This is a genomic window from Streptomyces sp. NPDC003027 (genome assembly GCF_053591435.1).
In genome coordinates this window covers 1-22661 of the sequence record NZ_JBSFTU010000069.1, presented here as the reverse complement: position 1 = coordinate 22661, position 22661 = coordinate 1, and the positions used below count along the sequence as shown (strand labels likewise).

Annotated in this window: 23 protein-coding genes; 17 read left to right on the top strand and 6 right to left on the bottom strand. The window is 71.4% G+C overall.

Annotated features, from left to right (window positions below; genetic code table 11):
• A partial coding sequence (locus ACWDX6_RS29750; RefSeq protein WP_451487979.1) for a hypothetical protein occupies positions 1-182 on the bottom strand: 182 nt, incomplete at its 3' end.
• Between the two features lie 46 nt (positions 183-228).
• Between ACWDX6_RS29750 and ACWDX6_RS29745 the strand changes: the two genes are divergently transcribed.
• The 11 genes from ACWDX6_RS29745 to ACWDX6_RS29695 all read left to right on the top strand — a co-directional run bounded on the left by ACWDX6_RS29745 (position 229) and on the right by ACWDX6_RS29695 (position 11359).
• Positions 229-1200: an FKBP-type peptidyl-prolyl cis-trans isomerase gene (locus tag ACWDX6_RS29745; RefSeq protein ID WP_451487976.1), complete on the top strand. Its 972-nt coding sequence runs from the start codon at positions 229-231 to the stop codon at positions 1198-1200.
• Positions 1201-1256: 56 nt separating this feature from the next.
• A complete protein-coding gene (locus tag ACWDX6_RS29740) occupies positions 1257-1628 on the top strand; it encodes an FKBP-type peptidyl-prolyl cis-trans isomerase (RefSeq protein WP_451487975.1) in 372 nt (123 codons plus the stop codon).
• A gap of 152 nt (positions 1629-1780) precedes the next feature.
• Positions 1781-2737: a helix-turn-helix transcriptional regulator gene (locus tag ACWDX6_RS29735; protein WP_451487974.1), complete on the top strand. Its 957-nt coding sequence runs from the start codon at positions 1781-1783 to the stop codon at positions 2735-2737.
• 16 nt (positions 2738-2753) lie between these two features.
• Positions 2754-3710, top strand: coding sequence for a helix-turn-helix transcriptional regulator (locus tag ACWDX6_RS29730; RefSeq protein ID WP_451487973.1), 957 nt, complete (start codon positions 2754-2756; stop codon positions 3708-3710).
• Positions 3711-3844: 134 nt separating this feature from the next.
• On the top strand, positions 3845-4108 hold the full coding sequence (locus ACWDX6_RS29725) for a hypothetical protein (RefSeq protein WP_451487972.1): 264 nt from the start codon (positions 3845-3847) through the stop codon (positions 4106-4108).
• 62 nt (positions 4109-4170) lie between these two features.
• Positions 4171-4368: a hypothetical protein gene (locus ACWDX6_RS29720; protein ID WP_451487971.1), complete on the top strand. Its 198-nt coding sequence runs from the start codon at positions 4171-4173 to the stop codon at positions 4366-4368.
• Positions 4369-4554: 186 nt separating this feature from the next.
• Positions 4555-4839, top strand: coding sequence for a Sec-independent protein translocase subunit TatA (gene tatA, locus ACWDX6_RS29715; protein WP_451487970.1), 285 nt, complete (start codon positions 4555-4557; stop codon positions 4837-4839).
• A 100-nt stretch (positions 4840-4939) separates the two neighbouring features.
• Positions 4940-5842, top strand: a complete 903-nt coding sequence (tatC, locus tag ACWDX6_RS29710; RefSeq protein WP_451487978.1) for a twin-arginine translocase subunit TatC — start codon at positions 4940-4942, stop codon at positions 5840-5842.
• Positions 5843-5979: 137 nt separating this feature from the next.
• On the top strand, positions 5980-8808 hold the full coding sequence (locus ACWDX6_RS29705; RefSeq protein ID WP_451487969.1) for a DEAD/DEAH box helicase: 2829 nt from the start codon (positions 5980-5982) through the stop codon (positions 8806-8808).
• 159 nt (positions 8809-8967) lie between these two features.
• Positions 8968-10386 carry a cytochrome P450 gene (locus ACWDX6_RS29700; protein ID WP_451487968.1) on the top strand — a complete coding sequence of 473 codons (1419 nt, stop codon included), beginning with the start codon at positions 8968-8970 and terminating at the stop codon, positions 10384-10386.
• A 142-nt stretch (positions 10387-10528) separates the two neighbouring features.
• Positions 10529-11359, top strand: a complete 831-nt coding sequence (locus ACWDX6_RS29695) for an NmrA family NAD(P)-binding protein (RefSeq protein WP_451487967.1) — start codon at positions 10529-10531, stop codon at positions 11357-11359.
• Positions 11360-11446: 87 nt separating this feature from the next.
• Here ACWDX6_RS29695 and ACWDX6_RS29690 read toward each other — a convergent pair whose 3' ends face one another.
• Positions 11447-11911, bottom strand: coding sequence for an ABA4-like family protein (locus ACWDX6_RS29690; protein WP_451487966.1), 465 nt, complete (start codon positions 11909-11911; stop codon positions 11447-11449).
• Positions 11908-12873, bottom strand: coding sequence for a hypothetical protein (locus tag ACWDX6_RS29685; RefSeq protein ID WP_451487965.1), 966 nt, complete (start codon positions 12871-12873; stop codon positions 11908-11910). Before ACWDX6_RS29685 ends, ACWDX6_RS29690 begins: the two co-directional genes overlap by 4 nt.
• Positions 12874-12990: 117 nt before the next feature.
• Between ACWDX6_RS29685 and ACWDX6_RS29680 the strand changes: the two genes are divergently transcribed.
• Positions 12991-13623, top strand: a complete 633-nt coding sequence (locus ACWDX6_RS29680) for a MerR family transcriptional regulator (RefSeq protein WP_451487964.1) — start codon at positions 12991-12993, stop codon at positions 13621-13623.
• 313 nt (positions 13624-13936) lie between these two features.
• Here ACWDX6_RS29680 and ACWDX6_RS29675 read toward each other — a convergent pair whose 3' ends face one another.
• Together ACWDX6_RS29675 and ACWDX6_RS29670 are read right to left on the bottom strand one after the other, a co-directional pair.
• A complete protein-coding gene (locus ACWDX6_RS29675) occupies positions 13937-14773 on the bottom strand; it encodes a siderophore-interacting protein (protein WP_451487963.1) in 837 nt (278 codons plus the stop codon).
• An 83-nt stretch (positions 14774-14856) separates the two neighbouring features.
• Positions 14857-15762, bottom strand: a complete 906-nt coding sequence (locus ACWDX6_RS29670; RefSeq protein WP_451487977.1) for a 5'-3' exonuclease — start codon at positions 15760-15762, stop codon at positions 14857-14859.
• 353 nt (positions 15763-16115) lie between these two features.
• On the opposite strand from ACWDX6_RS29670, the gene ACWDX6_RS29665 reads away from it, so the two are divergent.
• The 4 genes from ACWDX6_RS29665 (at position 16116) to ACWDX6_RS29650 (ending at position 20475) form a co-directional block, all read left to right on the top strand.
• The gene (locus ACWDX6_RS29665) at positions 16116-17204 is read left to right on the top strand and encodes a quaternary amine ABC transporter ATP-binding protein (protein ID WP_451487962.1); all 1089 of its coding nucleotides are present in this window, start codon (positions 16116-16118) and stop codon (positions 17202-17204) included.
• The gene (locus tag ACWDX6_RS29660; protein ID WP_451487961.1) at positions 17197-19008 is read left to right on the top strand and encodes an ABC transporter permease/substrate binding protein; all 1812 of its coding nucleotides are present in this window, start codon (positions 17197-17199) and stop codon (positions 19006-19008) included. Before ACWDX6_RS29665 ends, ACWDX6_RS29660 begins: the two co-directional genes overlap by 8 nt.
• Positions 19009-19195: 187 nt before the next feature.
• Complete coding sequence (locus tag ACWDX6_RS29655; RefSeq protein ID WP_451487960.1) at positions 19196-19747, top strand: helix-turn-helix domain-containing protein; 552 nt, start codon at positions 19196-19198, stop codon at positions 19745-19747.
• Positions 19744-20475: a helical backbone metal receptor gene (locus tag ACWDX6_RS29650; protein ID WP_451487959.1), complete on the top strand. Its 732-nt coding sequence runs from the start codon at positions 19744-19746 to the stop codon at positions 20473-20475. Before ACWDX6_RS29655 ends, ACWDX6_RS29650 begins: the two co-directional genes overlap by 4 nt.
• On the opposite strand, the gene ACWDX6_RS29645 is transcribed toward ACWDX6_RS29650, so the two are convergent.
• Positions 20402-21559 carry a TDT family transporter gene (locus ACWDX6_RS29645; protein ID WP_451487958.1) on the bottom strand — a complete coding sequence of 386 codons (1158 nt, stop codon included), beginning with the start codon at positions 21557-21559 and terminating at the stop codon, positions 20402-20404. The genes ACWDX6_RS29650 and ACWDX6_RS29645 overlap by 74 nt on opposite strands.
• Before the next feature lie 70 nt (positions 21560-21629).
• On the opposite strand from ACWDX6_RS29645, the gene ACWDX6_RS29640 reads away from it, so the two are divergent.
• On the top strand, positions 21630-22553 hold the full coding sequence (locus tag ACWDX6_RS29640; RefSeq protein ID WP_451487957.1) for a LysR family transcriptional regulator: 924 nt from the start codon (positions 21630-21632) through the stop codon (positions 22551-22553).
• Positions 22554-22661 lie beyond the last annotated feature (108 nt).

Here is a 22661-nt window from a genome sequence, read left to right as displayed (position 1 = left end):
ACCTTGTAGATGTTCTTGACGTCCTCGCCGGTCGCGGTGAGGTCGGTGAGCATCGTGCCGACGATGCCCTCCAGGTCCACGGCGGCCTTGGCGAGACACCTCGCGGAGCGCCGGCCACTTCCGTCACCGCGCGCACTCCTCCGTTCGGGTGCCGTGGAACCCGTACGGGCCTTGTCGCGCACCGTAGAGTGGGGCCCATTGCCATGGCCTCGACTCCCAGTTGGACTGATGAACTACAACACGAAGAGCCGTATCGCCGCCCTGGTGGCGGTACCCGCCCTGCTGTTCACCGCCGCCTGCGGATCCGACTCGGACGCGCAGAAGGCCGACGTGGCCAAGGTCACGGGGAAGTTCGGGTCCGCGCCCGAGATCTCCATCCCGAAGGACGCGGAGCCCGCCGACAAGACGGTGATCGAGACCGTCTCGGAAGGTGACGGGGCGACCGTCAAGAAGGGCGACTTCGTCCGGCTGGACTGGACCGTCGAGAAGTGGAAGGGCGCCGAGAAGCTCGGAGGCACCTGGACCCAGCAGACCCCCGGCGCCAAGGGACCGCGCCGCCAGGCCGTGGAGCGAGTCGGCCAGCCGAGCCAGCAGCTGCCCGAGAAGATCCTGAACGCCGTCGTGGACCGCAAGGCCGGCAGCCGCGTCCTCGTGCAGGGCACCGCGGGCGACCTGATCGGGCAGACCCTGAACCCCCAGTCCGGGCTCACCGCGGAGGACTCCCTGGTCTGGGTCATCGACGTGGTCGCGGCGGCCTCCGTGGACCCGAAGGCCGAGGCCAAGGGGCAGCAGGCGGCGAGCGCGGCCGGGATGCCCGAGGTGAAGGCCCCGTCGCAGGCGGCCGCCACGATCACGGTCCCGAAGGGTGAGAAGGCCCCCACCACGCTGAAGGAGCAGGTGCTCATCAAGGGCACCGGGCCCAAGGTCCAGGCGGGTCAGGGCCTGATCGCCCAGTACACCGGCGTGAAGTGGGAGGACGGCAAGAAGTTCGACTCCTCCTGGGACCACGGCGGCGCCACCGCCTTCCAGATCGGCTCCGGCTCGGTCGTGGAGGGCTGGGACAAGGGCCTGGTCGGCAAGAACGTCGGCGACCGCGTACTGCTGGTGATCCCGCCGTCCCTCGGCTACGGCGCCAACCCGTCCAGCGAGCTGGCGAAGAACACGCTGGTCTTCTCGGTCGACATCCTGGGCACGGTCTGACCGCCCATCTGTGAGACTGTCCCAGTTGTACGCAACGCTACAAGGAGCACACTGCAGTGAGCATCGAGAAGCCTGAGGTCGACTTCCCGGGCGGCGAGCCGCCGAAGGACCTGGAGATCAAGGACATCTGGGAGGGTGACGGCCCGGAGGCCAAGGCCGGCGCCACCGTCTCCGTCCACTACGTGGGCGTCTCCTTCTCCACCGGCGAGGAGTTCGACTCCTCGTGGAACCGTGGCACCCCGCTCCAGTTCAAGCTCGGTGCCGGCCAGGTCATCCCCGGCTGGGACCAGGGCGTGGAGGGCATGAAGGTCGGCGGCCGCCGCCAGCTGGTCATCCCCGCCCACCTCGCCTACGGCGACCGCGGCGCCGGCGGCAAGATCGCCCCGGGCGAGACCCTGATCTTCGTCTGCGACCTGGTCGCGGTCTGATCGGACCCGAAGTGACCGGTTTCTGACCGGCAAATGATCACCACGAGGGCCCATGCCGTCCGGCATGGGCCCTCGCCTTTTGCCGCGACACCCCGGGGCGGTACGGTCGGACGTCTGAGAAGTCAATCCGGCAGAAGAGGTGCAGGGCGTCGATGGCGATTGCCAAGGCCGAGCGGCTGATGAATCTGGCGCTGTGCCTGCTCGGAACCCGCCGCCCGCTGAGCAAGCGTGAGCTCCGCGGCTCCATCGAGGCCTACCTCGACGCGGGCGGGGACGACGCCTTCAACCGGATGTTCGAGCGTGACAAGGATGATCTGCGCGAACTCGGTCTGGTGATCGAGACCGTCGAGAACCTCGAGGGCGAGACCGGCTACCTCGCGCGCCGTGACTCCAACCGTCTCCCGCCGATCACCCTCGACGCCGAGGAGGCCGCCGCGCTCGGCCTCGCCGCCAAGGTCTGGCAGCAGGCCCGCCTCGCCGGGGCCGCCAGCGGCGCCCTCCAGAAGCTCCGCGCGGCCGGCATGCCCGAGGCGGAGGACTCGTACGAGATCCAGCACAGCGCTCTCGAACCGCGCATCCCGGTCCACGAGGCCGCCTTCGAGCCGCTGATGCTGGCCTGCCGCGACCGGCGGCCCGTCGTCTTCGAGTACCGCAAGGCCACCGCCGCCCGCCCCGAGACCCGCCAGGTCGAACCGTGGACGCTGGAGTGCTGGCGCGGACACTGGTATCTGGCCGGCTGGGACCGCGACCGCGGCGCCGAGCGCGTCTTCCGTCTCTCCCGTATCACCGGCAAGGTGCGCTCTCGGGCCGGCGCCTTCACCGCGCCCGTGCCCGACGTCGTCACCGTCCGGGAGACCGTCGAGAGCTGGGCGGGCGAGACCGCCACCCGTTCCGCCCGGATCCGGCTGCGCGCCGGCTGCGGCTACCCGTTGCGGGCGCGCGCCCAGTCCGTACGGGAAGGGGCGGACGGCTGGGACGAGCTGGAGATCCCGTACGGGCACGGCCTCGACGCCTGGCTCGTCGAGTTCGGCCCCGATGTCGTCGTACTGGAACCCGCGGACCTGCGGGCCGATGTGGTGGACCGGCTGCGCGCCGTGGCCAAGGGCTGAAGGGGAGGCGTACGGCATGGCCGCGAACGCGATCGACCAGACGAGGCGGATGCTCTCCCTCGTCACCTACCTGCGGGAACGCCCCGGCGCCCATGTCGCCGACGTGGCTCGCGCCTTCGGGATCAGCGAGGACGAGCTGATCTCCGACCTCGATGTGCTGCCCATGTGCGGCACGAGCTTCCGAGGCGGCGATCTGCTCGACATCGACACCGACGGCGACCGGATCTGGTGGCACAACCCGGACGATGTCGCGGAGCCGCTGCGGCTCGCGGCCGACGAGGCGACCGCCCTGCTGGTCGCCGCGCGCGCCGTCGCCACCCTGCCGGGACTGCGCGAGAGCGACCGCGAGGCGCTGCTGCGGGCCACCGCCAAGCTGGAGGCCGCGGCCGGGGAGGCCGCCGGTGCCAGCTCCCGGCTCTCGGTGACCTTCGAGTCCGAGGGCGGGGTCTTCGCGGAGGTGGACCGGGCGATCTCCGAGCGCCGGCGGCTCTGGGTGCGCTACTACTCACCCGCGCGGGACGAGCTGACCGAGCGGGAGGTCGACCCGATCCGGCTGTTCGCCGTGGGCCACACCTACATGGAGGCCTGGTGCCGGCTCTCCGAGGCGCGCCGCACGTTCCGGCTCGACCGGGTCGCCGAGATCCGGATCCTCGACGAGCACGCGGCCCCGCCGGAGATCGAGCTGCGTGACCTCTCCGAGGGGCTGGTCCAGCCGTCCGCGGACGATCCCGAGGTCGTCGTCGAGGTCGGTCCCGGCGGCCGGTGGGTGGCCGAGTACTACCCGCACGACCGGGCCGAGGAGCTCGCCGACGGAGGGCTGCGGATCACGCTGCGGACGCCCGTTCCCGCCTCGCTGCGCCGTCTCGCGCTGCGGCTGGGCAGCGACGGGCGGATCGTCTCCCCGCCCGAGCTCGCCGACAGCGCGCGGGAGGCCGCGACCGCCGCACTGGCGGCCTACGACGGCGTGGAGTGACCGTCGCCGAAGTGATCCCGCCCCCGCCGAGCGGGGGAGCGGATGGAGGTAAGGGGAATGTGACATTCCCCGCGCAGTCGACGCTGTTGCTTCTGTGAGCCGACGGACGCGCGTGAGCGCGGGAGTCGAGAGAGATGAGGGAAACGTCCGTGATGCACGGAATGACTGCGTCGATCGCACCGGTCCTCTTCAAGGCCGCCTGCCCCGACTGCCGCTCCCACTGCGAACTCTCCGCGAGCGCCCTGCGCCTCGCGATCGGGGCCAGCCGCCGCACCACCTTCTACTCCTTCACCTGCCCCGAGTGCGGCAGCACCGTCCGCAAGCCCGCCGGCGAGCGGATCATCGAACTCCTCACCGGCGGCGGCGTACGCACCCTGCGCCTGCACTCCACCGTCTGACCGGCCGGGCCCGGCGCCCGTCCCGCACCCACCGGCACCCCCACAACCCGTAGGCTCACCCCATGTTCTGGCCCATGCTCGCCATCGCACTCGGATTCCTGGGGATCGCCGTCCTCGGCGTCCTCGGCATCAAGGTCTTCCTGGAGGCGCAGCGGCTCGGCCGCCAGGTCGCCGGCACCGCGGAGCGCATCAACCGCGCCGCCGAAGACCTCGAAAAGGCCGCCGCCGACCTGGCCGCCACCGGCGAGGCGCTGCGCTGATCCCGTGCCGTACGCTGCGTCGAGCGACCCTCGCACCGGAGTGCGGACCGCAATCGTGAGTATGCACAGGCATTGCCCCGCGTTTACTCCTGCGGGTTACGATCGCAGACAGCGCGGTGGCCGGACGCATGTCCGACCCGCCGGGCACCGCACACCATGTCGCCTCGGTGAAGAAGGTAAACAGCTATGGGTAGGCTCGGCCCCACCGAGATCATCCTCATCCTCGTCGTCATCATCCTGCTGTTCGGCGCCAAGAAGCTCCCGGACATGGCCCGCTCGCTCGGCAAGTCGGCCCGCATCCTCAAGAGCGAGGCCAAGGCGATGAAGGCCGACGACCAGAAGAGCGCCCCCGCCGACCCGCCCCACCCCGGCACCCCGGACCAGGCCGTACCGCGCACCATCCAGGCCGCGCCCGGCGACGTCAGCAGCTCGCGTCCCGTGACCGAGCCGTCGGACACCACCAAGCGCTGACCGGTCCGCCGCCGCCGCATCGAGCGGCGGCTGCCGCACGAGATGAGGACGTGGGTTGCTCAAGTCTGCCCGCAAGCAGGAGAAGGATCCCGAGGGCCGCATGCCCCTCGTGGAGCACCTGCGTGAACTTCGCAACCGCATGGCGAAAGGCCTGCTGGCCGTCGCCGCGGTCACCGTCGTGGCCCTCGTGTACAGCGAGGAGCTGATGCAGTTCCTGACGAAGTCCGTGCCCAAGTGCGGACCCGACGTCACGAGCGACGGTGGTAACTGCGCGATCGTCTCCTTCAACACACTGATCGCCCCCTTCAGCACGACGATCCAGGTCAGCCTCGTGACCGGCCTCGTCGTCGCGAGCCCGATCTGGCTCTACCAGCTGTGGGCCTTCATCGCGCCCGGCCTGCACAAGAACGAGAAGAAGTACACCTACGCCTTCGTCGGCGCCGCGGTCCCGCTGTTCTCGGCCGGCGCCTACCTCGCGTACCTCATCCTCCCCATCAGCGTGAAGGTGCTCATCAGCCTCACGCCCGGCGGCTCCGCGAACATCCTCTCCCTCGGTGACGTCCTCGACTTCACCCTGCGGATGGTGCTCGTCTTCGGCCTCGCCTTCGAGCTCCCCCTCGTCCTGGTGATGCTGAACCTCACCGGCGTCCTCACCGGGCGCCGCATGGCCGGCTGGTGGCGCGGCGTGATCATGGGCGTCTTCGTCTTCGGCGCCATCATCACCCCCACCACCGACCCCGTCGGCATGATCGCCCTCGCCGGGCCGATCACCGTCCTCTACTTCGCCGCCGTCGGCTTCTCGCTCCTGAACGACCGGCGCCGCAGCCGCAACAACCCCGACACCGCACTCGACGACGACGAAGCCTCCAGCATCGATCTCACCCCCGAGGCCGTCGGAGCCGTCGAACCGGTCGGCGCCATGCCCGCCCTGCCGGAGCAGGCCACCGGCGCACCGGACGGCGCCCGCGCGCTTCGGCAGAGCGGTTACGACGACATCACCTGACCGTCGGGCCCCCGCCCCCACCAAGCGTGGCGTACCCGCGGCGCCGCGTGTCCTCGCGCCGTCGCCCGCCCGCCGAGAACAGCCCGTCATTAAAGATCGGGTCACTGTCAGACGTGGCGGGTAGGCTCGACAACAAGATGACAGAGGACCTCACACCAGCCGAAGCGTACGAAGCTGCCCGGACCCGCAATGCCGAGCAGGCCACCGCGCTGGCCCCTTTCCGCGAGCTGTACGAGTTCGATCTGGATCCCTTCCAGATCGAGGCCTGCCAGGCCCTCGAAGCGGGCAAAGGCGTGCTCGTCGCGGCGCCCACGGGCTCGGGCAAGACCATCGTCGGCGAGTTCGCCGTCCACCTCGCCCTCCTGCAAGGGCGTAAATGCTTCTACACGACACCCATCAAGGCGCTGTCGAACCAGAAGTACGCCGACCTCGTCAAGCGGTACGGCCCCGGGAAGGTCGGCCTCCTCACCGGCGACAACAGTGTCAACGGCGACGCCCCGATCATCGTCATGACCACCGAAGTCCTCCGCAACATGCTCTACGCGGGGTCCCAGGCCCTCTCCGGCCTCGGCTATGTCGTCATGGACGAGGTGCACTACCTCTCCGACCGCTTCCGCGGCGCCGTCTGGGAAGAGGTGATCATCCACCTCCCGGAGTCGGTGACGCTCGTCTCACTCTCCGCGACCGTCTCCAACGCCGAGGAATTCGGCGACTGGCTCGACACCGTCCGCGGCGACACCGAGGTCATCGTCTCCGAGAGCCGCCCCGTCCCGCTCTGGCAGCACGTCCTCGCCGGCCGCCGGATGTACGACCTCTTCGAGGAGGAGACCGACCACGGCGGCCGCGGCGCCTCCCGCCGCGAGGTCAACCCCGATCTGCTCCGCCTCGCCCACACCGAGAACTCCCGCACGTACAACCCGCGCGACCGGCGCCGCGGCAAGATGATCCGCGAGGCCGACCGTGAGCGCGAGCGCCGCCAGCGCTCCCGCATCTGGACGCCCGGACGGCCCGAGGTCATCGATCGGCTCGACGCCGAGGGGCTCCTGCCCGCCATCACCTTCATCTTCAGCCGCGCCGGCTGCGAAGCCGCCGTCCAGCAGTGCCTCTACGCCGGACTGCGGCTCAACGACGACGACGCCCGCGGACGCGTCCGCGAGATCGTCGAGGAGCGCACCGCCTCCATCCCCACCGAAGACCTCAACGTCCTCGGCTACTACGAATGGCTGGAAGCCCTGGAACGCGGCATCGCCGCGCACCACGCCGGCATGCTCCCGACCTTCAAGGAAGTCGTCGAAGAGCTCTTCGTCCGCGGCCTCGTCAAGGCCGTCTTCGCCACCGAGACCCTCGCCCTCGGCATCAACATGCCCGCCCGCTCCGTGGTCCTGGAGAAGCTCGTCAAGTGGAACGGCGAACAACACGCCGACATCACCCCCGGCGAGTACACCCAGCTCACCGGTCGTGCGGGCCGCCGAGGCATCGACATCGAGGGCCACGCCGTCGTCCTGTGGCAGCGCGGTCTCGACCCCGGCCACCTCGCCGGACTCGCCGGCACCCGCACGTACCCGCTCCGCTCCAGCTTCAAGCCGTCCTACAACATGGCCGTCAACCTCGTCGACCAGTTCGGACGGCACCGCTCCCGCGAACTGCTCGAGACGTCCTTCGCGCAGTTCCAGGCCGACCGGTCCGTCGTCGGGATCTCCCGCCAGGTCCAGAAGAACGAAGAAGGCCTGACGGGCTACCGCGAAGGCATGACCTGCCACCTCGGAGACTTCGAGGAGTACGCCCGGCTGCGCCGTGAACTGAAGGACCGCGAGACGGAACTGGCCAAGCAGGGCGCCGCGCAGCGCCGGGCCCAGGCCGCCGCCTCTCTGGAGCGGCTCAAGCCGGGCGACGTCATCCACGTACCCACCGGCAAGTTCGCCGGACTCGCGCTGGTCCTGGACCCCGGCATCCCGGCGGGACGGACCAACGGCCACCGAGGCTTCGAGCACCACGACGGGCCCCGTCCCCTCGTCCTCACCGCCGAACGACAGGTGAAGCGGCTCGCGTCGATCGACTTCCCGATTCCGGTGGAAGCGCTGGAACGCATGAGGATCCCCAAGTCCTTCAACCCGCGCTCTCCTCAGTCCCGTCGCGACCTCGCCTCCGCCCTGCGCACCAAGGCGGGGCACATCAACCCCGATCGGCAGCGCAAGCAGCGCTCCGCCGCCACCGACGACCGCGAGATCGCCCGTCTCCGCAGCGAGCTCCGCGCCCACCCCTGCCACGGCTGCGACGAGCGCGAGGACCACGCCCGTTGGGCCGAGCGCTACCACCGCCTCCAGCGCGACACCCGCCAGCTGGAACGGCGCATCGAAGGCCGCACGAACACCATCGCGCGCACCTTCGACCGGATTGTCGCCCTCCTCACCGAACTGGACTACCTCCGCGACGACGACGTCACCGACAACGGCAAGCGGCTCGCCCGGCTCTACGGCGAACTCGACCTGCTCGCCAGCGAATGCCTCCGCGAAGGCGTCTGGGAAGGGCTCAACCCGGCCGAACTCGCCGCCTGCGTCTCGGCGTTGGTGTACGAAGCGCGGCAGGCCGACGACGCCGTACCGCCGAAGCTGCCCACCGGAAAGGCCAAGGCCGCACTCGGCGAGATGGTGCGGATCTGGGGACGGCTCGACGCCCTGGAAGAAGAGTTCAAGATCAACCAGGCGGAGGGCGTCGGACAGCGCGAACCCGACCTCGGGTTCGCCTGGGCCGCCCACCAGTGGGCCTCCGACAGGGGGCTCGACGAAGTCCTGCGCGAGGCCGAGATGCCCGCCGGCGACTTCGTCCGCTGGTGCAAGCAGGTCATCGACGTCCTCGGCCAGATCGCCGCGGCGGCGCCCAAGGAGAACAGCACGGTCGCCAAGAACGCGCGCAAGGCCGTGGACGCGCTACTGAGAGGCGTCGTCGCCTACAGCTCCGTCGGCTGACGGAGCATGTGACACCAGCGCAGACAGGGGCCCGTGGTCGACACCACGGGCCCTTCGCCTTCCTTGTCCACAGGCGGTTGTCCACAGGGGTGGCGGAGCGTCGGAGCTCTCGGATTCCATGGAGTCACACACCGGGCCACACCGCTGGGGGGAACGCGCATGACCACGCAAGCCCGTCCGACCACCGTCGAGAGCACAGCGGCCGGACAGAAGATCGTGCCGGGACCACGAGGCATGCCGCTCCTGGGAAACCTGCCGGAATTCGGCAAGGACCCCCTGGCCTTCTTCGAGCGCCTCCGCGCCCGCGGGGACCTGGTGAGCTGGCGATTCGGCCGCAGTCCCGCCCTCTTCATCGCCCACCCCGACACCATCGGGGAACTGCTCACCGAGGTCGAGCGGACCTTCGACCAGCCCGACCTCGGCATCGCCTTCCGCACCCTCCTCGGCAACGGCGTGGTCGTCGCCAAGGGCTCCGACTGGCGCCGCAAGCGCTCCCTGGTCCAGCCCTCCGTCCGGCCCCGACAAGTGCGCTCCTACGCCGCCACCATGGCCGAATGCGCCGTCGCCCTCGCCGACCGCTGGACCGACGGGCAGCGCGTCGACATCAAGAGGGAGATGGCCGCCCTCACCCAACTCATCGCCGTCCGCACCATTTTCGGCGCCGACACCGCCGCCAACGCCGAAGCCATCGGTCGCGCCATGGATGTCGCACAGAAGGAGATAGGCGCCGAGTTCAGCGGCATCGGGGCCCTCCTCCCGGACTGGGTGCCCACCCCCGGCCGCGCCCGCGTCACACGCGCCACCGCCGTCATCGACGCCGAAGTCGCCCGGGTCGTCGCCCGCCACCGCGAGGGCGACAGCGAACGGCCCGACCTCCTCAGCCGCCTCCTCGCCGCCCGGGACGAGACCGGCGCCCACCTCACCGACCGGGAGATCCGCGACGAGACCGTGACCCTCTACATCGGCGGGCACGAGACCACCAGCTCCACCCTCGTCTGGGCGTGGTACCTCCTCTCGCGCCATCCACGGGTCCGCGACGCACTCGCCGAAGAGCTCGACCGAGTCCTCGGCGACCAGGAGCCGGGCTTCGACGACTACGCCCGACTGACCTACACCCAGGCTGTCGTGAAGGAGACCCTGCGGCTCTACCCCACCGTCTGGCTCATCACCGGCATCGCCAAGGAGGGCGCCAGCCTCGGGGGGACACCAATACCCCCTGGCACACGGGTATGGACCAGCCAGTGGGCCACCCACCGCGACGGCCGCTGGTTCACGGACCCGGACGAGTTCCGTCCCGAGCGCTGGCACACGGCCGACAGCGCCACCGAGGACGAACCGCCCGAGGAGATACCGGAGTACGCCTGGTTCCCCTTCGGGGGCGGGCCCCGCGTCTGCCTCGGCACCCGGTTCGCGATGGTCGAAGCCGTCCTCGTCCTCGCCGTCCTGGCCCGCCGCTTCACCCTCACGGTCGACCCGGGCGACATACGCCCCGTACCCAGCCTGACCCTCCAGCCGGACCGCGAACTCCACGCCACGGTCAGGACCCGCCCGCCCCAGCCGACGAGGGACGCACGCTAGCCACGCCGGCCGCTCGGAGCGGGGCCCGGGCCACGCCATTGGGGGCTGGTCGATCGGAGCGGTGGGTGGGTCGGCCGAGCGATGCCTTGACCTCAAGTGCGGTTGAGTTTCTACGGTCGTCGATGACGAAAGGGAGTCGACTGTGACGACATTGGTGACGGGTGCCACCGGGAACACCGGGCGGCACGTGGTGGCGGAACTGGTCCGCCGAGGAGAGCGTGTTCGGGCGCTGACGCGGAATCCGGGTGCGGCCGCGGGGAGGTTCCCCGCGGGGGTGGAGGTGGTGGGTGGCACGCACACCGCACCGGAGACGTTGGGCGCCGCCCTCGACGGCGTCAGCCGCTTGCACATCACGGTGACGGCGGGGCTCGCCGAGGCCGGACCCGCGTTGGTGCGGCGGGCGGTCGATGCGGGTGTACGGCGCATCACTGTCCTGTGGGGCGGTGGCGTGGGGCCGGTCGAGCAGGCCGTGGCGGGCTCGGGTGTGGAATGGACGCGCCTGGAGCCGCAGGAGTTCATGTCCAACACGTTGGCCTGGAGCGAATCGATACGCGCCGAGGGGGTCGTGCGCGAGCCGTACGACTTCCCCAGCGCCCTCGTCCACGAGGCGGACATAGCGGCGGTGGCGGCCGTGGCGCTGCTCGACGACGGCCATGCGGGGCGTGCCTACAACCTCACCGGGCCCGAAGCGCTGACTCCGAGCGAACGCATCGCGATCCTGTCCCGGGCGATCCGTCGGGACATCGCCTTCTCGCCGATCACGCACGAACAAGCCGTCGAGAGGCTGATGGCCACCGGTGTGTCCCGGGAGGACGCCGACTACGTCATCGGCTGGTACGCCGCCGCCCGCGATGACTCCATGACCGTCGTCGACACCGTCGAAAAGGTGACCGGCCGCCCGGCGCGGACGTTCGCGCAGTGGGCGGCCGAGCACGCGGAACGCTTCCAGACTCCGCGCGTCCTGGCCGACTAGAGCGGGACCTCACGCCCCCTGCGACGCGGAACGGGCGGGGTCGGGGCGGGTGGCCGGCCGCGTCCGCCTCGGCCCCTCGGGGGTCGGTCACACCACCGTGTCCGGTGCGGGCTGAACTCCCCGCGGTGTCGCGGGAGATGGCTTTCTCATGGCGCGCAGCGCGAGGAACAGGAGGAGCCCGATCGGTGAAAGCAGAATCGTCAGCACCAACAGGGGGCCCGTCAACAGCGGTGAGAGGCGGAGGCGGCGCGCCTCCCGGTACATCCATTGGCCGAGCAGCAGGTCCCAGGCGATGACCTGCGCCCAGATCGCCCCGGCCCCGTTCGCCAGCGCCGTCAGATCCCTGAAGGTGTCGATGTCCGGACTGCTGACCGCGGTCCACAGCTCCGGGAAGACCGGGATCGCCATCGCCAGATAGACCGCCAGGATCGGTGCGACGGTCAGCGGCGAGGCCGCGATCCGCTCGGTGCCCCGCCACCCCGGCGCGAAGATCATCAGCAACCAGACGGGGGCGGCGAGGAGGAAGGACAACTCGAAGAGGAAGCCGGTCATGCCGCGAACTCCTGGTCGGCGAGGGAAGGTGCGGTACGTGACGGGGTGCGCAAGGCCGCTCCCGTGGCCACCGCCGCCAGGAGGGCGAGGGTGCCCGCCACGGCGAGCGTGGTGGCATCGGGGTCGAGGAGGGCCTGCCCCCGCAACGCCTGCCAGGTGAGGAGGACGAACACCGCCGCGTACGTACCCGAGGCCGCGAGCGTCAGCCGCAGGCGCACCCGTTCGTCACGAAGGCGGGCGAACCGCGGGGCGAGCGCCACCAGAACGAGCAGGAGCAGGGGGATCGCCTGAAGGGCGTGCATGCCGAAGAAGTGGGCGACACGCAGATCGCCGCCGGTCGAGGACCAGCCGGTCACCGCCATCGACGGACCGCCGTCCGGGACGCCGACGCTGTGGGCGCCGACGATCCCGGCGTCGTCGCCCGACGCGAGCTGCTCGGGGGTGGGCCGGACCATCAGGAAGCCGACGGCCGCCCCCGCGAGGGCGATCAGGGAGCTGAGGCGTACGGACCAGGCGGTGGCGCGGTCCAGGATCCGGGCCCGCAGCAGCAGTATCGCGATCATCAGGGCGGCGAGCCAGAGGAAGGCGATGGTGATGCCCATCGCCTGGAAGACGGCCGCGTCGAAGGCGGTCTCGTTGTTGAAGTGGCTCTGCCTGCCGCGGATCACCTGCCCGACGATGAGCACCATCTCCGCGGCGCTCGCCACGGCGACCACGGTGCCCGCCCACCACGCAGCCCGGCGGGCGCGGGGGAGGAGGGAGATCATCCAGGCCAGCGTCATGCAGTACGCGACGAAGGACACCGCGAACTTGAACGGCTTGTACCAGATGGGCGCTCCGACGAGGACACGGTCGTCGAGGAGCAGGCCGCCGGCCGAGACCAGGGCGGTCAGGACCATCGCGGCGGAGAACCAGACCAGTGGTCGGTGGAGTTCGCGGATCCGCGGAATCGATAAGGACATGGAGGCCCCCGGGGTGAAGTATGGATAGTGGCGCTCGCCGCTATCTGATAGCGCCACTATCTATGATGGAGGGGCGGGGCCGCAAGGCCGGAGCGAAGGTGAAAGGTGAACGCCGCTGTGCGTATCGGAGAGTTGAGCCGCAGGACCGGAGTGTCGGTGGCGACGATCAAGTACTACGTACGGGAGGGGCTGCTGCCGGCCGGCCGGTTGACCAGCCCCAACCAGGCGACGTACGACGAGACGCACGAGCGGCGGCTGCGGCTGATCCGGGCGCTCCTCGACGTGGGCGGGCTCTCCGTCGCGGGGATCCGCGAGGTCGTCGAGGCGATCGACGACAGGGAGCGGCCCGTGCACAAGGTGCTCGGGGCGGTGGCGGACCGGGTGGTGCCGCGCTACACCGAGGAGCCGGGCGAAGGCGTCGTGGCGGCCCGGAAGGCGGTTGCCGAGCTGGTCGAGCGGCGCGGCTGGCGGACACGTCCGGACAGCCCGGCGGGGGAGGCGCTGGCGGTGGCGCTGGCGGCACTGGAGGACGTCGGCCACGGCGGGTTCGCGGAGGTGCTCGACGCGTACGCGGATGCGGCGGAACGGGTGGCGCGGACGGACCTGGAGTACGTGGCGCGGAATGTGCGGCGGGAGGAACTGGTGGAGAGCGTGGTGGTGGGGACGATGCTGGGGGACGCGATGTTCGCGGCGCTACGGAGGCTGGCGCACGTGGACGCGTCGGACCGGGTCTTCGGCGAAGAGGTGTGACGACGGGTGGGGCGGGGGAGGGGGTCGGGTCGTCGACCGGCTCCCGGGGCGGCTGGGCCACCGCCGCCCGGATCAGGGTGCGGGGCCCCGTGGCTGCGGATCCCCAGGGCCGGATCCCCGCCGACCGAGACGCGCCGGGCTCGTCCTGGGCCTCCGCCCGACCGGGGTGCGGCCCTCGGACCGAACATCCGGAGGGCCGGGCCTCACGGCCCGGGCCCTGTCGATGCCCCGCGACCGTGCGGCCCGGGCTCGCCAGATGGTCGGACCGGAGGCGCGGGCCCTGCGGACGCAGGCCCCGGCGGTGCGAAGGTGCCTACGACTCCTGTTCCCGCTCCACCTGGTCGTTCCATTCGCGCTTGATCGCGCGCCAGGCCTCGTCCGTCTTGCCCAGGCGCCAGTAGCCCGAGATCGAGAGCCGCTCGCGCGGGATGCCCCGTTCCAGGCGCAGGTGGCGGCGGAGTTCCTTCACGAAGCCCGCCTCGCCGTGGACGAAGGCCTGGACGTCGCCCGCCGGGAATTCGAGCCCGCGCACCGCCTCCAGCAGGGCCTCGCCCGTCGCCCGGTCGCCCCGGTGGAGCCAGGTGACCTCCACGCCCGCCGCCGTCGCCAGCTTCTGCTCCTCCGCCGCGTCCGCGATCTCCAGGAACGCGTGCACGGCCGTGCCCTCCGGGAGCCGCTCCAGCGCCACCGCGATCGCCGGCAGCGCGCTCTCGTCGCCCACCAGGAGGTGCCAGTCGGCGGCCGGATCCGGCGCGTAACCACCTCCCGGCCCCAGGAAGTGGATCGTTTCGCCAGCCTGGGCCCGAGCCGCCCACGGGCCCGCCAGGCCCTCGTCGCCGTGGACGACGAAGTCGATGGTCAGCTCGCGGTGGACCGGGTCCCAGTTCCGTACCGTGTACGTCCGGGTGGTGGGCCACTGGTCGCGCGGGAACTCCTCGCGGATCCGCTCCATGTCGAACGGCTCCGGGTAGCTCACGCCCTCGGCGCCGAAGAGCAGCTTCACGTAGTGGTCGGTGTAGTCACCCACCTCGAACGCGTCGAGTCCGTTCCCGCCCAGCACCACCCGCACCATGTGCGGAGTGATCCGCTCCGTGCGCACCACCTGTGCCTCGTGAGCCTTGGGTCCCTTGCGCGCCGGCTGCTCTGCCACGACCGTCTCCCTGGCTTGGTCAACTTAGGTTTACCTAAGCTAGCATCCCGTCGCCCCCGTGGGACAGAAGTCGGCGGCAGCCGTCAGCGCTCCAGCACCGCCAGCAGTCGGCCCACCGCCCCGCCCAGTCCCCACCGAGCCACCAGTGCCCGCAGCGCCGCCGGGTCGCGCGGCCCGCTCGGCAGGGCCGGGTCGAAGCCCGGCAGCGGTACGTCGCCGGCCACCCGGACGACGGTCGGGGCCACGTCGAGATAGGCCGCCGCTTCCACGATCCCGCGCCGCTTCGCCGGTGTCAGCTTGGACGTACGGTCGACGGCGGCCGCGCGCACGCCCGCCAGATCGCCGTACTCGGTGATCAACTGGGCGGCCGTCTTCTCCCCGATGCCTTTCACCCCGGGCAGCCCGTCGCTCGCGTCACCCCGCAGCGCCGCGAAGTCCGCGTACTGGTCGGGCCGCACCCCGTACTTCGTACGGATCAGCTCCCCGTCGACCAGATCGCAGTCGCCCACGCCCTTGCGCGGATACAGCACCCGCACACCGCGCTCGTCGTCGACGAGTTGGAAGAGGTCGCGGTCGCCCGTGACGATGTCCACCGGGCCCTTCGCCCGCCCCGCCAGCGTCCCGATGACGTCGTCCGCCTCGTAGCCGGCGGCGCCGACCCGGGCGATGCCCAGGGCGTCCAGGACGTCCTCGATCACCGGCACCTGCGGCGAGAGCGTGTCCGGGATCTCCTCCTCGTCCGGACCCGTCTCCGTCACCACCGCCACCCGGTGCGCCTTGTACGACGGGATCAGGTCCACCCGCCACTGCGGCCGCCAGTCGGCGTCCCAGCAGGCCACCAGCTCGTCGGGGCGGTGGTCCTGCACGAGCCGGGCGACGAAGTCGAGCAGCCCGCGCACGGCGTTGACCGGGGTGCCGTCGGGGGCCCGGACCGAGTCCGGCACGCCGAAGTAGGCACGGAAGTAGAGGGAGGCGGTGTCGAGAAGCATCAGGCGTGGCGTCACACCCCGATCATGCCGCACCCGACCGACAACCCCCCCGACCGACGACCGACGGCCCGCGCCCCCAGCCCGACAACACAGGCAGAGTCACGCCCGCCCAGCCCGACAGCACATGCGGAGCCACGCCCCACCTCGATCGACAACCCGCCCCCCGCCCCCTCCCATGGCCCCGTGACCCCCGTCACCTTTCGGTTTGCGCCCCGGCCCCCCGGGCAGGAGCGCGCCCGGAGCGGACCGGTACGGGATTCAACGAACGAATCACCGTGCGCAGGGAGACGCGGGCCGAGACCGCCCCGCTCCACGGCCCGGCTGCGGGGGTGGCGGGCCGTTTTTTCGTTTCGATGCGTGAGGTGTATGTGTCCAGGCTCCAGGCCGACCACCTGTACAAAGTGTTCGGCAGACGACCCGAGGAATCCGTCAGGAAGCTCGCCGACGGGGCGGACCGCGACGAGCTCCGCGCCGACGGCACGACGGCGGCGGTCATCGACGCGTCCTTCACCGTCGAGCCCGGCCAGATCTTCGTCGTGATGGGGCTCTCCGGGTCCGGGAAGTCCACACTCCTGCGCATGCTCAACGGACTGCTGGAGCCCACCGCGGGCCGCGTCCTCTTCGACGGCAAGGACCTCACCGCGCTGAGCCCCCGCGATCTGCGCACCGTACGGTCCACCAAGATCAGCATGGTCTTCCAGCACTTCGCGCTCTTCCCGCACCGCAGCGTGCTGGAGAACGCCGCCTACGGCCTGGAGGTCCAGGGCGTCCCGCGCGCCGAGCGCCACGCACGCGCCGCCGAGGCCCTCGAGCTGTGCGGTCTCGCCGGCTGGGAGAAGTCCTGGCCGGACGAGCTCTCCGGCGGCATGCAGCAGCGGGTCGGCCTGGCCCGCGCACTCGCCACCGACGCCGACCTGCTCCTCATGGACGAGTCGTTCAGCGCCCTCGACCCCCTGATCCGCCGCGACATGCAGGACCAGCTCCTCGAACTGCAGAAGCGGCTCAAGAAGACCATCGTCTTCATCACCCACGACCTCAACGAGGCGATGCGCCTCGGCGACCGGATCGCGGTGATGCGCGACGGCCGGATCGTCCAGCTCGGCACCGCCGAGGACATCCTGATCCGCCCCGCCAACGACTACGTCACCTCCTTCATCCAGGACGTCGACCGCTCCCGCGTCCTCACGGCCGCCGCCGTGATGACCACCCCCGAGCACCCCGCGCCCGACGCCTGCGACTGCGAGACCGTCGGCCCCGACACCCTCGTCGCCGACCTGTGCGCGGTCAGCGCCCGCGTCCCGCACCCGGTGGCCGTCAAGGACACCGGCGGCGCGGTCCTCGGAGTCGTACCGCAGTCCCGGCTGATCGGCTTCATCGGGGACGAGCAGCGCCCGCCCCTTGCCTGCACCACCGGCACCGAGGAGGTGGCCGCCCATGCCTAGGCTCCCCCTCGGCAACTGGGTCGACAGCGGCGTCGACTGGCTCCAGGTCCAGCTCTCCTGGCTCTTCGACGCCATCAGCACCGGCGTCACCGGTCTCTACGACGGGATCGACGCGGTCCTCTCCGCGCCCGAGCCGCTGCTCTTCGCCGGCATCCTCGCCGTCGTCGCCTGGTGGCTGCGCGGTCTGACCGCCGGTCTGCTCGCCTTCGCCGGCTTCGCGCTCGTGGACTCCATCGAGTTGTGGGACGACGCCATGTCGACCCTCTCCCTGGTTCTCGTCGCCACCCTCGTCACGCTGGTGATCGCCGTCCCGCTCGGCATCTGGGCGGCCCGCTCCAAGACCGTCAGCGCCGTACTGCGCCCCGTCCTGGACTTCATGCAGACCATGCCGGCGATGGTGTACCTCATCCCCGGCATCATCTTCTTCGGCGTCGGCGTGGTCCCCGGCATCATCGCCACCATCGTCTTCGCCCTGCCTCCGGGCGTCCGCATGACCGAACTCGGCATCCGCCAGGTCGACGGCGAACTCGTGGAGGCCGCCGAGGCGTTCGGCACGACCCCGCGCGCCACCCTGCTGCGCGTGCAGCTGCCGCTCGCCCTGCCCACGATCATGGCCGGCATCAACCAGGTGATCATGCTGGGTCTGTCGATGGTCGTCATCGCCGGCATGGTCGGCGGCGGCGGGCTCGGCGGCGCGGTCTACCGCGCCATCGGCAACGTCGACATCGGGCTCGGCTTCGAGGCGGGCATCTCCATCGTCATCCTCGCCATGTACCTGGACCGGATCACCGGCGCGCTGGGCCGCCAGGTCTCGCCGCTCGGCCGCCGGGCGCTCGCCAAGGCGCGCGCCGCGGTCTCGGCCCGCGCCGGGGCCAGGGTCTGGGGCCACCGCCCGCAGCCCGTCACCGCCCTCGTCGGCGTCGTCGTCCTCGCGCTCGTCGCGGGCGGCATGGGCTTCCTCGGTGCCGGCCAGCAGGCCGGCACCGCCGCTTCCGACGGCAAGAACACCGGTCACGGCAAGAAGATCAGCCTCGGATACATCCCCTGGGACGAGGGGATCGCCTCCACCTTCCTCTGGAAGGAACTCCTGGAACGGCGCGGCTACGAGGTCGACACCAAGCAGCTGGAGGCCGGCGCGCTCTACACCGGACTGGCCGGCGGCCAGATCGACTTCCAGACCGACGCCTGGCTGCCCGTCACCCACGCCCAGTACTGGGAGAAGTACCGGAACAAGCTGGAGGACCTGGGCTCCTGGTACGGACCCACCTCCCTGGAGCTGTCCGTACCGTCGTACATGAAGGACGTCGACTCCCTCGACGACCTCAAGGGCAAGGCCGGACAGTTCAAGGGCCGGATCGTCGGCATCGAGCCGAGCGCCGGGATGATGGGCATCCTCAAGGACAAGGTCCTGAACGACTACGGCCTGAAGGGCGAGTACAAGGTCCTCGACGGCTCCACGCCCGGCATGCTCTCCGAGCTGAAGCGCGCGTACGACAAGAAGGAACCGGTCGTCGTCACGCTCTGGTCGCCGCACTGGGCGTACGCCACCTACGACCTGAAGAAGCTCAAGGACCCGAAGGGCAGCTGGGGCAAGGGCGACGGCGTCCACACCCTCGCCCGCAAGGGCTTCACCGCCGACAACCCCGAGATCGGCGCCTGGCTGAAGGACTTCCAGGTGACCGAGAAGCAGCTCACCGATCTCGAAGCCGTCATCCAGGAGACCGGCAAGGGCAAGGAGCAGGAGGCGGTCCGCGCCTGGCTGGAGAAGAACCCCGGCCTCGCCGAGAAGCTGACCCCGCAGTAAAGGTCCCCGCCGAGGGAATTCTGACTCCTGTCCGAAAAGGGGTGGTCGCCGAGCGTGTTCGGCGGCCACTCCTTTTTCGCCACGACGCGAAACCTCGCCCCAAAGCTGCGTAAGGTGCAGGTAACCGACCAGTACGCGGCACACGGCACACGCGTCACGGCTCGAGGGCACGAGGGAGGGAGCCGGCATGGACGACAAGGAATCACCGCGCGTGGGCGTGGCCGTCAAGAGGCGGCGCAGAGCGCTTCAGCTCACCCTCGCCGTCGTCGCCTCCCGCAGCGGGCTGTCCGTCCCCTTCCTCAGCCAGATCGAGAACGAGCGGGCCCGTCCCAGCACGCGTTCCCTCCAGCTCGTCGCCGAGGCCCTGGACACCACGGCCGGCGAACTGCTCGCCGCCGCCGAGTCCGCCCGTACGGTCCAGGTCGTCCGGGCCGGCGAGGCACCGGACGACATGCCCGCCGGGGTACGCCCGCTGGTGCGGGGCCGGCACCAGCTGCACGCCCTGGAGTTCACCGGCGAGCAGGACGCCGGACGTGAATTCCTGCACCGCAACGACGAGTTGCTCTACGTCGCCGAAGGCTCCGCCGAGGTCGAGGCCGAGGGGCGCGCCTACCGTCTCGTACGCGGCGACACGCTCCACCTCTCCGGCGGGGTACGGCACCGGTGGCGCTGCACCGAGCCCGGCACCCGCCTCCTCGTCGTCGCCGTCGCCGAGCACATCGAGGCCAGCGACGTATGAGCCCGGTGGCCCGTGTCGTCTCGCTGGTCCCCTCGCTGACGGAAGCCGTCGCCGTGACCGCCCCCGGCGCGGTCGTCGGCGCCACCGACTGGTGCACGCACCCGGCCGCTCTCGACGCCGTACGGATCGGGGGCACCAAGAACCCCGACGTCCCCGCGATCATCGCCCTGCGCCCCGACCTCGTGATCGCCAACGAGGAGGAGAACCGGGCTCCCGACCTGGCCGCCCTGCGCGCCGCCGGCCTGGACGTGCTGGTGACCGAGGTCCGCACGCTCGATCAGGCGTTCAGCGAGCTCGACCGGGTGCTGCGGGCCTGCGGTGCGAGCGCGCGGCCCCGCTGGCTGGATGAGGCGGAGCGGGCGTGGGCCGCAGTGGAGCCGGCCGCACCGCCGCGGACCGCCGTCGTGCCGGTCTGGCGCCGCCCCTGGATGGTCCTCGGCCGCGACACCTTCGCCGGCGACCTGCTCGCCCGGCTCGGCGTCGACCACCTGTACGCCGATCACGCCGAGCGCTATCCGCGCGTCCCGCTCGACGAACTCCGGGCGGCTGGAGCCGACCTCGTCGTCCTGCCCGACGAGCCCTACCGCTTCACACCCGACGATGGGCCCGAAGCCTTCCCCGGAACGCCCGCCGCGCTCGTCAGCGGGCGCCACCTCACCTGGTACGGGCCGTCACTGGGCGAGGCGCCGGCCGTACTGGGCCGGGCCCTGCGAGCAGCGCGCCGCTGAGCAGCCCCCGTACGGTGTGGCAGCCGGCCACCAGCCAGGCCGCGACCAGGAACGCGTACAGCGCCACCGCGAGCCAGCGGAAGACATCGAGCCCGGTGTGCAGCGCGAGCCCCTCCGCGCCCGTCACGCATGTGCCGACCGGGAAGGTGAACGCCCACCAGGTCATCGCGAAGCCCATGCCCTGGCGCCGCGCCCGCAGCACCAGCGCGCCGGCGAGGGCCAGCCACAGCAGCGCGAAGCCGGTGACGGGGACGCCGTACAGGACGGCGAACGCGGCGAATCCTTGCGCGTACGGAGCGGGCAGCACGCCCGGGGCGGCGTCGGCGAACTTGCTCGCGGCGGTGGTCGACTGGCCCAGGGGGCCGAGGACCAGGAAGAGGGTCGGGGTGAGCGCGAGCGGCACCGGACCGCCGACCACCAGGCGGCCGAAGATCAGGGGCAGCATCACGAGGGTCGCGAGCAGGCTGATGCCGAACATGGCGTAGCAGGCGATCAGCAGCGTCTGCTGGGCCTGCCCGGCGCGCAGATGCGGCACGAGCAGCGGGCCGAGCGCGGCGGAGACCATCGGCGCGACGACGGGCAGCAGCCACACCGGTGAGGCGCCCTCGATCCGGTGGCGCACCACCATGAGGTAGGGGATCGCCACCGCGGCCGCCAGGCCGATGACCGTGCCGGCGGTGAACAGGACGGCGTCGACGGCGACGGCCGCGGGAAGCCCGATCCAGTCCTTGCCGACGAGTACCGTGCCGCCGCCGACCGCGAGCAGGGCCATCGACAGACAGCCGTAGAACGGGGCCACGGCCGGGTCCATCAGGTGCTCCCGGGCCCGGTCGCGATGGTGCGCCCAGTGCAGGGCGCGGGCCGTGAGCAGTGCCAGGAGCAGGGCGAAGGAGAGCGCCCAGACGGCCGTGCAGGCGGTGCGGAGTCCCGGGACGGGTACGGGGAGGGTCGCTCCCGCGGTGGCGACGACGGCGGTGCCCATCACGCAGGCGTACCAGTGGGGGCCGAGGTGGCGGACCGCGGCCGCCCGCTCGCCGGGGGTGGTGGCGAGGGGGGCCGGACGGGAAGGTGCGAGGGTTGCCATGGATCCACCGTCGTACCGGCGCGCGGTCCCGACCAGGGATCTCGATGCTATGACGCCATAAGCTGACTTTATGAGCAGTGAGAGCAGTGGAACGTCCCCCCTGTCCCACCGGGTCCCGGACCTCGGGGCGCTCGAACTGCTCCTCGCCGTCGCCCGCCACGGAAGCCTGGGGCGGGCCGCCCGGGAGGTCGGGATCACCCAGCCCGCGGCGAGCAGCCGGATCCGTTCCATGGAGCGGCAGCTCGGGGTGGCCCTGGTGGACCGCTCACCGCGCGGTTCCCGGCTCACGGACGCGGGCGCGCTGGTGACGGACTGGGCCCGCCGGATCGTGGAGGCGGCGGAGGCGTTCGACGTGGGTGCGCAGGCGCTGCGGGGGCGCCGCGACTCGCGGCTGCGGGTCGCCGCCTCGATGACGATCGCGGAGTACCTGCTGCCGGGGTGGCTGATCGCCCTGCGCGCGGGGCGGCCCGACACAGCCGTGTCGCTGCTGGCCGGGAACTCGGCGGCGGTCGCGGAGCGGCTCCTGGCGGGCGAGGCGGACCTCGGGTTCGTGGAGGGGCTCGCGGTGCCGGAGGGGCTCGACGGCGCGGTGGTCGCCCACGACCGGCTCGCCGTGGTCGCCTCCCCGTCCCACCCGTGGGCCCGTCGGCGCAGGCCGCTGGAGCCCGGCGAGCTGGCGGCGACCCCGCTGATCCTGCGCGAACGCGGCTCGGGCACCCGCCAGGTCCTCGACTCCGCCCTCTCCGCCCACGGCGGCCTCGCCCAGCCGCTCCTGGAACTGGCGTCCACCACGGCCGTGAAGGCGGCGGCGGTCAGCGGTGCGGGTCCGGCGGTCCTGAGCGAACTCGCGGTCGCGGAGGAACTGGCCTCCCGCCGCCTGGTCGCCATCCCGGTCGAGGGTGTCCTCCTGCGCCGCGACCTCCGCGCGGTCTGGCCCACCGGCCACCGCCCGACGGGCCCGGCGCGCGACCTGCTCTCGCTGACCCGGGGGTGACCCGACCTAGGGTCTTTCGTTTGGATCATGCCGGGCTCGCCGGCTCTGGCACCGCGCCTCGCCGCGTTGTCGTCGGTCGCCAACGCTCCGCGTTGACTCCCTCCTCCG